The sequence below is a fragment of the Bradyrhizobium sp. USDA 4011 genome, assembly GCF_054063415.1.
This window is the reverse complement of sequence record NZ_JBSSGG010000001.1, coordinates 5,001,320-5,014,248: the sequence shown is the minus strand read 5'-3', so window position 1 is coordinate 5,014,248 and position 12,929 is coordinate 5,001,320. Positions and strand designations below refer to the sequence as shown.

Genomic DNA, 12,929 nt, shown 5'->3' with positions numbered 1-12,929 from the left:
CACGGGCCGGTACCGGGCAGGATACCCGGTTTTCGACCGAAGCGCACTTTGAGTGGGGAGTTGGATGGATTGGCGGACGCTTGCTATCGGACGCAGCCGCTCCACCCGTCGGATCGCAATGCCGCGACGCGAACCGGCAATGGAGTTGCGGGGACTACGTCGACGGCGTGCCCTGGCGCCACTGGCCGCCCGCGATCTTGGCGGCGGCGATCACGGCCTGGGTGCGGCTTTCGACGCCGAGCTTCTGCAGGATGGCCGAGACATGGGCCTTGATGGTCGCCTCGGAGACGCCGAGCTCGTAGGCGATCTGCTTGTTGAGCAGCCCCTCCGACAGCATCATCAGCACCCGCACCTGCTGCGGGGTCAGCGTCACCAGACGGTCGCGCAGCCGCGTCATGTCGGGATCGCCGGCCGCCGACAGATCGGTGTCCGGCGGAACCCAGACGTCGCCCTCCATCACCTTCATGATGGCGTCACGCAGCGTCTCGACGCCGAAGCGCTTGGGGATGAAACCGGAGGCCCCGAAATCGAGCGAGCGGCGGATGGTTCCGGCATCGTCGCTGGCGGAGACGATGACCACTGGAATCGCCGGATACTGCGCCCGCAGATAGATCAGGCCGGAAAAGCCGCTGATCCCCGGCATGCTCAAATCGAGCAGGACCAGGTCGACCTCGGACTCCCGTTCCAACAGCGCGGTCAGCTCCTCGAACGATCCGGCCTCGCTGATCGTGGCCGAACTCACGACGCTCGACACCGCCTGGCGCAACGCATCGCGGAACAGCGGATGGTCGTCGGCGATGACAAGGTGAGTCTTGGAAGCAGTAGTCATCTCAGTCCCACAAGCGGGCTTTGGCAAGCCCGCGCCGTTCGGTTGTCGCCCGCGCGGCAGTATCACGCAAGCCCTTGATAATACCAGATGCCAACGCAGTTAACCCGTCGGACTTGTGCGCCGCAACAGACCTACGCTGGCGGGCCGATCCCACTCGTTCTCTAGAAGATTGGTCGGACTTGAAAAAGCTAAAAGTCTTATTGGGGCGGGTTTCACTGCGATGTTACGTTCGGGCGAGTCCCCCATATTCGATCCGGCACGGCCGGGCGTGTGGGAAAGGTCGCATAGGCACTGGGGAGCAAGCGCATGACGATGGCAGCAGCTACGGGCGGAAACGTCCGTTCGGGTGGAATGACCGCCGAGGAGAGAAAGGTTATCTTTGCCTCCTCGCTGGGTACCGTGTTCGAATGGTACGACTTCTATATCTACGGAACACTTGGCGCCTTTCTGGCGAAGTACTTCTTCTCGAACGTGCCACCGAATGTCGGCTTCATTTTCGCGTTGCTGGCGTTCGCCGCGGGCTTCGCTGTGCGCCCGTTCGGCGCGCTGATTTTCGGCCGTCTCGGCGACATGATCGGTCGCAAATACACGTTCCTCGTCACTATGACCCTGATGGGCATCGGCACCTTCTTCATCGGCTTGCTCCCCGGCTATGCAAGCTGGGGCATTGCCGCGCCCATCGTGTTGATCGCATTGCGCCTGATCCAGGGTCTGGCGCTTGGCGGTGAGTATGGCGGCGCCGCCACTTACGTTGCGGAGCATGCGCCGCAGAACAAGCGCGGCTACTACACGTCCTGGATCCAGACCACGGCAACGCTCGGCCTGTTCATGGCCTTGCTGCTCATTCTGGGCATCCGAACCTGGATGGGCGAGGCAGCATTCGGTGACTGGGGCTGGCGCATACCGTTCCTGCTCTCGGGCATCCTGCTAATCGTCTCGATCTGGATTCGGCTGAGCCTGAACGAGTCGCCGATCTTCCAGCGGATGAAGGAAGAGGGCAAGACGTCGAAGCGGCCCCTCACCGAATCGTTTGCCGAGTGGTCCAACGCCAAGGTCGCGATCTTCGCGCTGTTCGGCGCCACGGCTGGCGAAGCGGTCGTCTGGTACGGCGGACAATTTTACGCGCTGTTCTTCCTGACTCAGACCATCAAGGTCCCGGCCGTCACGGCACAGATCATGATCGTGGTGGCCCTGGCGCTGGGAACGCCCGGCTTCGTCCTGTTCGGCTGGCTGTCCGACAGGATTGGCCGCAAGCCGATCATTCTGGCCGGCTTTCTGCTCGCGGCGCTAACCTACTTCCCGATCTTCAAGGGCATTACTCACTTCGCCAATCCGAAGCTCGAAGCCGCGTTGGCGTCCTCCCCAGTGACGGTGATCGCCGACCCGAAGGAGTGCTCGTTCCAGTTCAAGGCAACTGGCACGGAAAAGTTCACCACGAGCTGCGACGTGGCCAAGTCCGCGCTCGTGAACCTGTCGGTGAACTACACCAATGAAGCCGCGCCCGCCGGCACCAAGGCCACGGTCAAGATCGGCGATCAGGTGCTCGCAGCCGACAGCCCGGATTTCGCCAAGGCACTGCCAGCGGCAATCTCGAAGCACGGTTATCCGGCGTCGGCCGATCCGAACGAGATCAACACCGTGATGACGACGGTGCTGCTCTGGATCCTCGTGATCTACGTGACCCTCGTCTACGCCCCGATCGCGGCATGGCTGGTCGAGTTGTTCCCGAGCCGCATCCGCTACAGCAGCATGTCGCTGCCCTACCACATCGGCAACGGCTGGTTCGGAGGCTTCTTGCCGGCAACCGCGTTCGCGATCGCGGCGGCCACCGGCAACATCTATTCGGGCCTCTGGTACCCGGTCGGCGTCGCCCTGATGAGCCTCGTGATCGGCTTCCTGTTCCTGCCGGAAACCAAGGACGTCGACATCACCAAGACCTGATCGCAAGGCCTGATCAGTCGAGATCCCGATACATCGGCCGCGGAGCGATCCGCGGCCGATGTCGTTTCGAACAGCCTGTCGAACGCATCAGCGCGTGGCGCCGATGAATTGCAGCACGATCTCGCGCCGGTGCGGGTGGGCTCGATGCTCGATCAGATAGATGCCCTGCCAGGTACCGAGCGCCATCTCGCTGTCGAGGACCGGGACCTGCAGCGAGGTTGCCGTCAGCATGGTCTTGATGTGCGCCGGCATGTCATCGGGACCTTCGGTGTCGTGACGCCAGCCGCCGTCTTCGGGCGCCGCGCGATCGAGCGCCGTCATCAGATCGACCAGCACCGTCGGATCGGCATTCTCCTGGATCGTCAGCGAGGCCGAGGTGTGACGGATGAACAGCGACACCGCACCCTCGCCGGCGCGCACCTCGCGCAGGAATTTTGCGACCTCGCGCGTGATGTCGGTGAAGCCGGCGCCGGACGTTTCGACCGTCAGGCGCGACGTGACGACGCTGGTCGCTGCGACAGACGATGGCGCCGAGCGCGACATTCTCGTTGAGTTCATCTGTACTTTCCCGTCACGTCGTCCCGGCGTTCGCCGGGACGACATTGCGCAAGCAACCTCAAATCTTGCCGCCATTGACGTCGCGCTGCACGCGGTTGGCCATCTCGATCAGCCGCCGCCAGGCCCGCTCGACGAACGACATCATGCGATCCATGTCGCGGTCGCTCGGCAGCGGAATCTCGATCTTGCGCTCGCCCTCGGCGACCTTCGGCTCAGCCTTCTTCAACGAATCCGATTTCGGCAATGCCTCGTCGGTCTTGGCCGACGGTGCGCGCGCGGCGAGTTCGCCTTTCAGCTTGTCATTGTCGGCCTGCAGGCGGCCGATCTCGGCATCCAGCGCCGCCCGCTCGTCGGGCACCATGTAACAGGCCCAGCCGGCGCTGGAATTGGTGCAGGTCGACACCGCGCCGGTGCGGGTGTCGAGCCGCAGGAAGCCATCGCCGGCCGGCGACAACGCGTAGCGGCCGTTCTCGGTATCGGGTGCGGTTTGCGCGAGCGCGGCGCCGCTTGAGATCAGGATGGCAACGATTGCGATGGACAATTTCGAGGACGACATCGCGATGGGCATGGCTTGCTCCGCCTCAACCTGATTCCTGCCCCTCAACCACAGAGCTATAGGGCTTGCGGCCTGACTTCAACGCGTCCTCGAGCAATTCGATCCGGTCCTGCCCCCAGAACACCTCGCCATCGAGCACATAGCCGGGCGAGCCGAACACGCCGGCGTCCAATACATTCTGGCGATTCTGCTCATAGGCCGCGCTGATCGCATCGGAGCCCGAGCGCTCCACCAGCTGCCGACCCGGCAAGCCTGCATCGTCGGCGAGCTTCACCAGCGTCGCGGCATCGGCAAGATTGAGCTCAAGCTCCCACACCGCGGGATACGCGCGTTGCAGGAACGGCTCGGGGTCGAGGCCGGCCTCGAGCAGCGCGATCACGACGCCATCGGCAAGCCGCCCATTGAACGGCCAATTGGCCGGCTGCAGGTGAAAATTCAGCCCGCGCTTGTCGCGCCAGCGCTGCAACTCGAGCATCCGATAGCGCTGCCGCACCGGATGGCGCTGGGCGAGCGGCAGCCCGCCGGTCTCCGAGAACAAATCGACCAGCAGCACGGGCCGGTAATTTACCTTGAGATCGTAAGTGCTTACGAGCCGCACGAAGGGCTTGTGACCGATATAGGCCCAGGGCGATTGCAGCGAGAAGTAGTAATCGATCTGGCGTGACATGCGGAACCCTGACTGCAGGAGAGGATAAAGACTTTCGGCGATCCCAGCAGAGCCGGACATGCCAGGCAACAGCGCTTCTAAGCATACAAGCTGTTGCACTGCGAACACTGCGTCACTCTGACCTTGAATATCTCCAAATAAATCCAGCAAAATCAAAGCAATAACTGGTTACGACGCAATCTTGACTTGATTAGACGCGGTAAGTATGGTCCGCGCGGCTTTTGACGGGGACGGGCGCAATTTCCATCATCCGCGGCTTCGGTTAGTGTTCGCAGCATGGCTGAGAACACCAACGACGGCGCAGGTGGAAGTCGCGATCAATCGCCTCCTGACGAAGCTGCGCTTTCCGCAAGGCTCGGAAGTCTCGATCATCGGTTGTCAGAATTTCGCGACAGCCGCAGGAGCAAGACTGATCAATCCGGTACTGAAAGCGGGGACAGTGCCGCCAGAGCTTCGGCGATGGCGCTCGGTTTTCGTCTTTCCTCGGAGCTGATCGCGGGCGTTGCCGTCGGAGCGGCGATTGGCTGGGGATTCGACCGTTTGCTGTCGACGTCGCCATTCGGCTTCATCGTGTTAACGCTGCTCGGCTTCGTCGCCGGCGTGTTCAACGTGGTGAGGTCCGCGGGCGTGGCCTCGGGCAAGCGCTGAGCGCTGGCGGGAAGTCACGACATTTGAAATTCGATTACCGGCACGATGGCCGGTGGACCAAGAGCCGCGCGGATGAAAATCGACCCGATCCACCAGTTCAATATCGAGCCCCTCTTCACGCTCGGCCACATCGGCAATCACACGATCGCCTTCACCAATTCGTCGCTCTACATGTTCATCGCGGTGCTGCTGATTGCGCTGCTGATGCTGGCGAGCGGCCGGGAACTGATTCCGGGACGGCTGCAGTCGGTCGCCGAAATCTCCTACGAGTTCGTCGCCAGCACGGTTCGCGGCAACGCCGGTGCGGAAGGCATGAAGTTCTTCCCGCTGATCTTCTCGCTCTTCATGTTCATCTGCGTCTCGAACCTCGTCGGCATCATCCCCTACACCTTCACGATCGCGAGCCATCTGATCGTCACCGCGGCCCTTGCGCTCCTGGTGTTCTTCACCGTGCTGATCTACGGCATCTACAAGAACGGCCTGAAATTCTTCAAGATCTTCGTCCCCTCCGGCGTTCCGCTGTACATCCTGCCGCTGGTCATGTTCATCGAGATCCTGTCGTTCTTCCTGCGGCCGGTCTCGCACAGCGTTCGTCTGTTCGCCAACATGCTGGCCGGACACATCGCGCTCAAGGTGTTCGCGGGCTTCGTCGCGATGCTCGGCTTCTCGCTCGGCGCGCTCGGCTGGGTCGGCGGCGTGCTGCCGCTGGCGCTCACGATTGCGCTGTACGCGCTCGAACTGCTGGTCGCGTTCCTGCAGGCCTACGTGTTCGCGATCCTGACCTGCATCTACCTCAACGACGCCATTCATCCGGGACACTAAGCGGTCCGGGGAATCTCCACCCACCAATCTGTCTATCTTTCTCAAGGAGCTACAAATGGAACCGGCAGCAGCAAAACTTATCGGCGCGGGCATCGCGTGCATCGGCATGGGCGGTGCGGGCGTCGGCGTGGGCATCATCTTCGGCAACTACCTCGCCGCTGCGGTGCGTAACCCCTCGGCCGCTCAGGGCCAGTTCGGCAACCTGATCTTCGGCTTCGCCGTGACCGAAGCGCTCGGCATCTTCTCGCTGCTGATCGCGCTGCTTCTGCTGTTCGTTCCGCTCTGAGCGGCACCCCGGTTCCGCTTTAGCGGCAACCGGTTCCGCTCTCGCGGTAACCCGTCGCGCCGCCCAGAAGTCATCTCAAGGGCGGCGCGCATGACAGCAACAGGAGAACACCGTGGCTGAGAGTCATGGCGAGGCAAAAAGCCAGAATGCCGGCGCCCACACCGAGGCCGATGGCGGACATCACGGCGGAACCTTTCCGCCGTTCGATTCCTCCAATTACGCCTCGCAGCTGGTGTCGCTGGCGATTGCATTTGTCGCGCTCTACCTGATCGTGTCGCGTATCGCCCTGCCGCGGGTCGGCGGGACGATCGATGCACGTCAGAACAAGATCGAGGGCGATCTGGCCGAGGCGCAGAAGCTGAAGGACGAGTCCGACGCGGCGCTGAAGGCCTATGAAACCGAGCTGGCGAATGCGCGCTCCAACGCGCAGGCGATCGGCAACGAGACCCGCGAGAAGCTGAACGCGGCCTCGGAAGTCGAGCGCAAGGCGCTGGAAGAGAAGCTGGCGGCAAAGCTCGCCGACGCCGAGAAGCAGATCGCAACGACCCGGACCAACGCCATGAGCAACGTCCGCGGCATCGCGGCGGATGCGGCCGGCGCCATCGTCCAGCAACTCGCCGGCGTCACGCCGGACGCGAATGCGGTCAACAGCGCCGTCGACGCGTCGCTGAAGGGATAGACGATGTTTTACGAACCGGAAACCTGGGTTGCGATCGCCTTCGTCATTCTGCTGGTCGTGTTCGGCTACCTCGGTGTCCATCGCACCCTGCTGACGGCGCTGGATCATCGTGCCGAGCGCATCAAGGCCGAGCTGGATGACGCCCGCCGTCTGAAGGACGAGGCCAACAAGCTGCTCGGCGAGTACAAGGCGCGCCGCGCCAGCGCGGAGCGCGAGGCCGCCGACATCATCTCCAACGCCAAGGCCGAAGCCGAACGGATCGCGGCTGAAGCCAAGGCGAAGATGGAAGATTTTGTCGCCCGGCGGACCAAAACCGCAGAAGGCAAGATCGCCCAGGCCGAGGCGCAGGCCGTGGCCGATGTGCGCGCCGCCGCGGCCAACGCCGCCGTGACCGCCGCCTCGACCATCCTGTCGCAGTCGGTCAAGGGCTCGGTTGCCGACGACCTTGTCGGCAAAGGCATCGCCGAAGTCCGCTCCAAGCTGAACTGACGCGATCACAACGCCTTCAAGAAAAAGGCCGGCGCGAGCTGATCGCGCCGGCCTTTTTCTTTGCTCCTGCTGCTTCTTATTCCACCAGCCCCGTCGCGGCGGCCGCTACTTCTTCTTGTGCGGCGCGCGGGGCTTGGGCTCCGGCTTCAGCGCCTGCGGATCGAAGCCGATATAGAAGATGTAATCGTCATTGTCCGCGGGCGACGGCGCCGGATAGACGACATCCTCGGCGACCAGGCTGAACGGGACGCTGCCGGTGTCGTCCATCTGCACCGTGGTGGTGTAGGCCTTGGTCGCAATCGTCTTCTCGCCGACGCCGCCCTTCACCACGGCGACGCGCAGCGGCACCTGGATGGTCGGCGGCGCGCCCGAGGGGCCGACGATGACCCGCCCCTGGATACCGATCTTGGCCGTGATCTGGCCGCTGTTCAGATTGCATTGCCGCGCCGTGCGGGTGATCGAGGCCAGGAACTTGACGTCGTTGCCGACCGCCTCCTTGCCGTCCACGGCCACCGAATAGGTCGAGGCCCCGGAGCGGATCTGCACCGGGGGGCAGGTCAGCTCGGCGTCGGCGTCGTTGAGCGGCTGCGGCGCCGCCGGCGTCGCCGGCTTCGAATCCGACGAACCGCCGCCGAACAGGCTCTTGAAGCGGTCGGTCAGCGACTGCGCCGAGCTGGCCTCCGGCAGCAGGGTGGCACCGAGACCGATCGATACCGCCGCCGCGAGCGCGAACCTGATCACCCTGTCACCCATGCGATATCCCTAAAGCCTCCAAACCGGAGTTCCCCGTTTCGCGCGCGTTATAGCAAGCCAATGGCGGCGAACCCAAGGCATGTTGAAAAGCCATGGTGCAAAGGCATGTTGAAAGCATCCTGAAATGGCTCGGATAGGGCCCGCCATCAGCCAACAGGCTTAAGATTCAACAGATTCAACCGCGGAAATCCTCGTGCAGCAGGCCGAACAGCAGGTGGTCCTGCCAGATCCCGTTGATGCAGAGATAGCGCCGCGCCAGGCCCTCGCGGGTGAAGCCACACTTCTCCAGCACGCGGATCGACGACGCATTGGAGGGAATGCAGGCCGCCTCGATGCGATGCAGGTTGAGCTCGCCGAACAGCGAGGGCAGCAGCACCCGCAGCGCCGTCGTCATGTAGCCGCGATGGGCGTGCGGCAGGCCGACCCAATAGCCGATCGTGCCGGCCTGCACGATGCCGCGGCGGACATTGGCGAGCGTGATACCGCCGATCATCACCCCGTCCGATTCGCGGAAGATGATGAACGGATAGGAGCGGTCGGCGGCGATATCCTCGCTGTAGCGGCGCAACCGGCGGCGGAAGCCGGCGCGGGTCAGGTCGTCGGACGGCCAGATCGGCTCCCATGGCGTGAGATAGGCGCGGCTGGACTCGCGCAATTGCGCCCATTGCGGGAAATCCGACATCTGCGGCGCACGCAGCAAAAGCCCGTGCCCCCGCGGCATCAGTGCAGCGGGTCCATTAGACGGCAAACGAAACAGGGCCATGGCCCAACACTCCCCGCCAAGCTTGTCCCCCTCGCCCCGCCCTTGCGGGGAGAGGGTCGGGGTGAGGGGCTCCGTCCACGAGCGAGCCGATCGCTGGGAACCTGAACCCCCTCACCCGGATTGCATAGGACGATGCTTTCGCATCGCCGAGAGCAATCCGACCTCTCCCGGCAAGCGGGGAGAGGTAAATCCTAGTGCAGCAGCGTCTTTGCCTTCGACTTCGTCAATCCTTCCGCAAAAGACACCGCCGTGTCCAGACCCCTGCCGCTGCCGAGTGCAACGACGGCGGGCCGGCTGCGCGACAGCAGCGCGCGGGCGGCGTTGCGGCTCGATTCGACCGAGACCGCGTCGATCCGCGCCACCAGCTCTTCCACCGTCTGCGGCCGGCCATAGGCTAGCACATGGCGTGCCAGCTGCTCGGCCCGGGATGAGCAGCTTTCCAGCGCCATCAACAGGCCGGCCTTCATCTGCGCCTTGGCGCGGGCGACCTCGGCCTCGGTCAGGGTCTCGACCGCGTCATTGATGACGTCGACGATGACTTCCATCATTTCCGGCGCGTCGGCGGGATCGGTCCCGGTGTAGAGGCCGAAGAAGCCGGTGTCGGTATAGGGGGCGTGGAAAGTGTAGATCGAGTAGCACAGCCCGCGCTTCTCGCGCACCTCCTGGAACAGCCGCGACGACATCCCGCCGCCGAGCGTGTTGGTGAAGACCTGCAGCGAAAACAGCGACAGGTCGGTCTGCGGCACGCCTTCGAGCGCCAGCGTCAGATGCGCCTGCTCGAGATCGCGATGCACCACCCGCGAGCCGCCCTTGCCGAACATCGCAGGCTGCGGCTTCGGCGCCGGCGTGGCGTCGAAGCTCGCGAATTTCCCGGCGACGTCCTCGACGACGCGCTTGTGATCGACGGCGCCGGCGGCGGCGACCACCATGTCCGGGGCACGGTAATGCGTCGACAGATAGCCGCGAAGCGTGTCGCGGTTGAAGGCCTTCAGCGTCTTGGCGGTGCCGAGCAGGGAGCGGCCCATCGGCTGGTCCGGATAGCAGAGCTCGTTGAGATGCTCGAACACGACGTCGTCGGGCGTATCCTGCGCTGCGCCGATCTCCTGCACGATGACGCTCTTCTCGCGCTCCAGCTCGTCCGGCACGAAGGACGGATTGGCGAGGATGTCGGAGAGCACGTCGAGCGCCAGCGGCACGTCGGCCTTCATCACCCGCGCATAATAGGCCGTGGTCTCGGTCGAGGTGCCGGCATTGAGGTCGCCGCCGACCGCCTCGATCTCCTCGACGATCTCGCGCGAGGAGCGCCGCGCGGTGCCCTTGAACGCCATGTGTTCCAAGAGATGCGAGATGCCGTGCTCGTTCGGCTTCTCGTCGCGCCCGCCGACGCCGGCCCAGACCCCGAGCGCCGCGGTCTCCAGATGCGGCATGGTGTCGGTGACGACGGTCAGGCCGCTCGGCAGCTTGGTGATTTCAACGCTCATCAGGCAACTCCCTGCTTGGCGGCACGGCTGACCGACAGCACGAAGCGCTCGACCTCGGCGGAATCGTTCTTCATCACAGTCATATGTTCGGACTTGGTCATCAGGCTTCCGAGCCAGGCCGGCAGCTGCGGACGCACCCCGCAGGCGGCCTCGACCGCGTCGGGGAATTTGGCCGCATGTGCGGTCGACAGCACGATGTTCGGGATCTTGGAGTCCGAGGTGTCGCGGTCGGCGACCGCAAGCGCCACCGCGGTGTGGGGATCGACGAGATCGCCCGCCTCGCGCCAGGCGGCGCGGATCGCGGCCGCCGTCTCGGTCTCGTCGGCGCGGCCGGCGTCGAAATCGCGGCGCACCGCGGCCAGCGTCGCATCCGGCAGCACGAAGCGGCCGGACTGCTTCAGCGAAGCCATCAGCCGGCGAACCTGATCGGCGTCGCGGCCGCTGGCCTCGAACAATAGCCGCTCGAAATTCGAGGACACCTGGATGTCCATCGACGGCGACGCCGTGGCGTGCACCTCGCGCACCTCGTAATTGCCGGTCTTCAGCGTGCGCGGCAGGATGTCGTTGACGTTGGCGGCAATCCGCAACCAGCGGATCGGCAGCCCCATCCGCTTCGCCACATAGCCGGCGAAGATGTCGCCGAAATTGCCGGTCGGCACCGTGAAATCCACCGTCCGCTGCGGCGCGCCGAGCGCGACCGCCGAGGTGAAATAATAGACCACCTGCGCCACGATGCGCGCCCAGTTGATCGAGTTGACGCCCGACAGCGCCACCCGGTCGCGGAAGCGATGGTTGTTGAACATCTCCTTCACCAGCGCCTGGCAATCGTCGAACGTGCCTTCGATCGCCAGCGCATGGACATTGGCGGCGCCGGTCGTCGTCATCATGCGGCGCTGCACCTCGGAGATGCGCCCGTTCGGAAACAGCACCACGAGATCGACATTGTCGAGATTGGCAAACGCTTCGACCGCGGCGCCGCCGGTATCGCCCGAGGTCGCGACCACGATGGTGGTGCGTTGCGCGCGCTTGGCCAGCACGTGATCCATCAGCCGCGAGATCAGCTGCATCGCGACGTCCTTGAACGCCAGCGTCGGCCCGTGGAACAGCTCAAGCAGGAACTGGTTCGGGCCGATCTGGTCGAGCGGCACCACGGCGGGATGGCGGAAGGTGGCATAGGCCTCGTTCGCCATGCGGCCGAGCTCGGCGTCGGAAATCTCGCCGGCGGCAAACGGCCGGATGATCTCGACCGCGACCTCCCAATAGGGACGGCCGAAGAAGGCGGCGATGGTCTCGGGCGACAATTGCGGCCAGGCCTCGGGCACGTAAAGCCCGCCGTCACGGGCAAGCCCGGTCAGCATCACATCGCAGAAGCCAAGCGCCGGGGCCTCTCCCCGGGTCGAAATATACCGCGTCAAACCGCCCTCCAAAGGCCTCGATCCGAGCCTTAAGCCTTTGATATCATGGATTTATCGAGTTCGCCGCATGCGACCCGAAGTGGTCACCATAGAAGATCGGACCGGCAATGGGTAGCCCGAAGCACGCGCCTCGGGGGCGCGCGGAGTGGTGTGGGGCATTGCCCGCGACCCACCGCCAGCGCCGCATTCACAACCGTCGTCCTGGCGAAGGCCAGGACCACCGCGTTCGATGATGAACGGGATAGCGGCCCCAGCGTCGCGCAACAATTGAGATTTGGGGTAATGGGTGCTGGCTTTCGCCAGGACGACGTTGAGTGTGTTGCACGATCCTGAGCAAGCCCGGTGTCATCACCCGCGCACGCGGGTGATCCAGTATTCACCCCTAACCGCTCGGCGGCGCCAGCGGTTGCACGATCTCCTGGAACGGCGGCAACGCTTCGCAGCGCGCAGCGTGGGCCTTCAGCGCCGGATAGCGCGCATCGAACAGATGCGGATGCGCCTCGCCGGTGAAGCGCAGCGTGCAGGCCACCGCGATGTCGGCGTGACCGATGCGATTGCCTAGCCAGTACGGCGTCTCGACCGCCGCACGCTCCTGCTCCAGCACCGCGAGCACGCCCGAAATCTGCGCCTCGCAACGCTCGACCCAGAGCTTCAACTGCTCCTTGCGCAGCACGCGCTCATAGACCAGGCTCACCGCCTTGTCGGCGAGCCCGGTCGCCAGCGCCGTGATGCGCAGATGCCTGCGCCGTTCGGGCCCTGAACGCGCAATCATCGCGCGCTCCGGCCCGACCAGCTCGTCGAGATAATCCAGGATCGCACCGCTCTCAATCAGCGCCTCGCCATCATCGAGCACCAGCGTCGGCACCCGCCGCACCGGATTGTAGGCCGCAACCTTCTCCGCATCGCCAAACGTCGACCACGGCTTGTGCTCGAACGGCAGACCATAGAGCCGCAACGCGATCGCGGTGCGGCGGACAAAGGGCGAGTCGTACTGGCCGATCAGGAACATCTGTCATCTCGTCGGATATGCCGCGGCAAGCCG

The 12,929-nt window shown here is 64.3% G+C and carries 15 protein-coding genes; 6 read left to right on the top strand and 9 right to left on the bottom strand.

Annotation, left to right across the window (positions count from 1 at the left end; genetic code table 11):
- Window positions 1–154 precede the first annotated feature (154 nt).
- The gene (locus tag ACVW1C_RS23490; RefSeq protein WP_456760437.1) at window positions 155–829 is read right to left on the bottom strand and encodes a response regulator; all 675 of its coding nucleotides are present in this window, start codon (window positions 827–829) and stop codon (window positions 155–157) included.
- A gap of 312 nt (window positions 830–1,141) precedes the next feature.
- Here ACVW1C_RS23490 and ACVW1C_RS23485 point away from each other — a divergent pair, with 312 nt between their 5' ends.
- Window positions 1,142–2,770, top strand: a complete 1,629-nt coding sequence (locus ACVW1C_RS23485) for an MFS transporter (protein WP_456763153.1) — start codon at window positions 1,142–1,144, stop codon at window positions 2,768–2,770.
- A gap of 87 nt (window positions 2,771–2,857) precedes the next feature.
- On the opposite strand, the gene ACVW1C_RS23480 is transcribed toward ACVW1C_RS23485, so the two are convergent.
- From ACVW1C_RS23480 to ACVW1C_RS23470, 3 genes are read right to left on the bottom strand one after another with little or no spacing between them, the layout of a single operon-like run.
- Window positions 2,858–3,328, bottom strand: a complete 471-nt coding sequence (locus tag ACVW1C_RS23480; RefSeq protein ID WP_456760436.1) for a secondary thiamine-phosphate synthase enzyme YjbQ — start codon at window positions 3,326–3,328, stop codon at window positions 2,858–2,860.
- Between the two features lie 58 nt (window positions 3,329–3,386).
- Window positions 3,387–3,896 carry a hypothetical protein gene (locus tag ACVW1C_RS23475; RefSeq protein ID WP_176533910.1) on the bottom strand — a complete coding sequence of 170 codons (510 nt, stop codon included), beginning with the start codon at window positions 3,894–3,896 and terminating at the stop codon, window positions 3,387–3,389.
- Window positions 3,897–3,909: 13 nt separating this feature from the next.
- Window positions 3,910–4,551: a DsbA family protein gene (locus ACVW1C_RS23470; RefSeq protein ID WP_456760435.1), complete on the bottom strand. Its 642-nt coding sequence runs from the start codon at window positions 4,549–4,551 to the stop codon at window positions 3,910–3,912.
- A 276-nt stretch (window positions 4,552–4,827) separates the two neighbouring features.
- On the opposite strand from ACVW1C_RS23470, the gene ACVW1C_RS23465 reads away from it, so the two are divergent.
- The 5 genes from ACVW1C_RS23465 (at window position 4,828) to ACVW1C_RS23445 (ending at window position 7,475) form a co-directional block, all read left to right on the top strand.
- Window positions 4,828–5,199 (top strand): AtpZ/AtpI family protein, encoded by a 372-nt coding sequence (locus ACVW1C_RS23465; protein WP_456760434.1) that lies wholly within the window; start codon window positions 4,828–4,830, stop codon window positions 5,197–5,199.
- Window positions 5,200–5,271: 72 nt separating this feature from the next.
- Window positions 5,272–6,021 (top strand): F0F1 ATP synthase subunit A, encoded by a 750-nt coding sequence (locus ACVW1C_RS23460; protein ID WP_456760433.1) that lies wholly within the window; start codon window positions 5,272–5,274, stop codon window positions 6,019–6,021.
- Window positions 6,022–6,076: 55 nt separating this feature from the next.
- A complete protein-coding gene (locus ACVW1C_RS23455; RefSeq protein ID WP_016847054.1) occupies window positions 6,077–6,307 on the top strand; it encodes a F0F1 ATP synthase subunit C in 231 nt (76 codons plus the stop codon).
- Window positions 6,308–6,419: 112 nt separating this feature from the next.
- Window positions 6,420–6,986, top strand: a complete 567-nt coding sequence (locus ACVW1C_RS23450) for a F0F1 ATP synthase subunit B (RefSeq protein ID WP_456760432.1) — start codon at window positions 6,420–6,422, stop codon at window positions 6,984–6,986.
- 3 nt (window positions 6,987–6,989) lie between these two features.
- Window positions 6,990–7,475, top strand: a complete 486-nt coding sequence (locus ACVW1C_RS23445) for a F0F1 ATP synthase subunit B family protein (RefSeq protein WP_092123087.1) — start codon at window positions 6,990–6,992, stop codon at window positions 7,473–7,475.
- A gap of 105 nt (window positions 7,476–7,580) precedes the next feature.
- On the opposite strand, the gene ACVW1C_RS23440 is transcribed toward ACVW1C_RS23445, so the two are convergent.
- From ACVW1C_RS23440 to ACVW1C_RS23420, 5 genes are all read right to left on the bottom strand, one after another.
- Complete coding sequence (locus ACVW1C_RS23440) at window positions 7,581–8,228, bottom strand: hypothetical protein (RefSeq protein WP_456760431.1); 648 nt, start codon at window positions 8,226–8,228, stop codon at window positions 7,581–7,583.
- A 175-nt stretch (window positions 8,229–8,403) separates the two neighbouring features.
- Entirely contained in the window at window positions 8,404–8,991 is a 588-nt protein-coding gene (locus ACVW1C_RS23435) for a GNAT family N-acetyltransferase (RefSeq protein ID WP_456760430.1), read from the bottom strand.
- 191 nt (window positions 8,992–9,182) lie between these two features.
- Entirely contained in the window at window positions 9,183–10,472 is a 1,290-nt protein-coding gene (locus ACVW1C_RS23430; RefSeq protein WP_456760429.1) for a M16 family metallopeptidase, read from the bottom strand.
- Window positions 10,472–11,887: a threonine synthase gene (gene thrC, locus ACVW1C_RS23425; RefSeq protein WP_456760428.1), complete on the bottom strand. Its 1,416-nt coding sequence runs from the start codon at window positions 11,885–11,887 to the stop codon at window positions 10,472–10,474. The genes ACVW1C_RS23430 and thrC overlap by 1 nt, the downstream gene beginning before the upstream one ends.
- Window positions 11,888–12,269: 382 nt before the next feature.
- Window positions 12,270–12,896 (bottom strand): glutathione S-transferase family protein, encoded by a 627-nt coding sequence (locus ACVW1C_RS23420; RefSeq protein ID WP_456760427.1) that lies wholly within the window; start codon window positions 12,894–12,896, stop codon window positions 12,270–12,272.
- Window positions 12,897–12,929 lie beyond the last annotated feature (33 nt).

What these genes read in the sequence shown, in the direction of transcription:
- ACVW1C_RS23490 (WP_456760437.1), bottom strand. Translation starts at nt 829, where the DNA reads ATGACTACTGCTTCCAAGACTCACCTTGTCATCGCCGACGACCATCCG.
- ACVW1C_RS23485 (WP_456763153.1), top strand. Translation starts at nt 1,142, where the DNA reads ATGGCAGCAGCTACGGGCGGAAACGTCCGTTCGGGTGGAATGACCGCC.
- ACVW1C_RS23480 (WP_456760436.1), bottom strand. Translation starts at nt 3,328, where the DNA reads ATGAACTCAACGAGAATGTCGCGCTCGGCGCCATCGTCTGTCGCAGCG.
- ACVW1C_RS23475 (WP_176533910.1), bottom strand. Translation starts at nt 3,896, where the DNA reads ATGCCCATCGCGATGTCGTCCTCGAAATTGTCCATCGCAATCGTTGCC.
- ACVW1C_RS23470 (WP_456760435.1), bottom strand. Translation starts at nt 4,551, where the DNA reads ATGTCACGCCAGATCGATTACTACTTCTCGCTGCAATCGCCCTGGGCC.
- ACVW1C_RS23465 (WP_456760434.1), top strand. Translation starts at nt 4,828, where the DNA reads ATGGCTGAGAACACCAACGACGGCGCAGGTGGAAGTCGCGATCAATCG.
- ACVW1C_RS23460 (WP_456760433.1), top strand. Translation starts at nt 5,272, where the DNA reads ATGAAAATCGACCCGATCCACCAGTTCAATATCGAGCCCCTCTTCACG.
- ACVW1C_RS23455 (WP_016847054.1), top strand. Translation starts at nt 6,077, where the DNA reads ATGGAACCGGCAGCAGCAAAACTTATCGGCGCGGGCATCGCGTGCATC.
- ACVW1C_RS23445 (WP_092123087.1), top strand. Translation starts at nt 6,990, where the DNA reads ATGTTTTACGAACCGGAAACCTGGGTTGCGATCGCCTTCGTCATTCTG.
- ACVW1C_RS23440 (WP_456760431.1), bottom strand. Translation starts at nt 8,228, where the DNA reads ATGGGTGACAGGGTGATCAGGTTCGCGCTCGCGGCGGCGGTATCGATC.
- ACVW1C_RS23435 (WP_456760430.1), bottom strand. Translation starts at nt 8,991, where the DNA reads ATGGCCCTGTTTCGTTTGCCGTCTAATGGACCCGCTGCACTGATGCCG.
- ACVW1C_RS23430 (WP_456760429.1), bottom strand. Translation starts at nt 10,472, where the DNA reads ATGAGCGTTGAAATCACCAAGCTGCCGAGCGGCCTGACCGTCGTCACC.
- ACVW1C_RS23420 (WP_456760427.1), bottom strand. Translation starts at nt 12,896, where the DNA reads ATGTTCCTGATCGGCCAGTACGACTCGCCCTTTGTCCGCCGCACCGCG.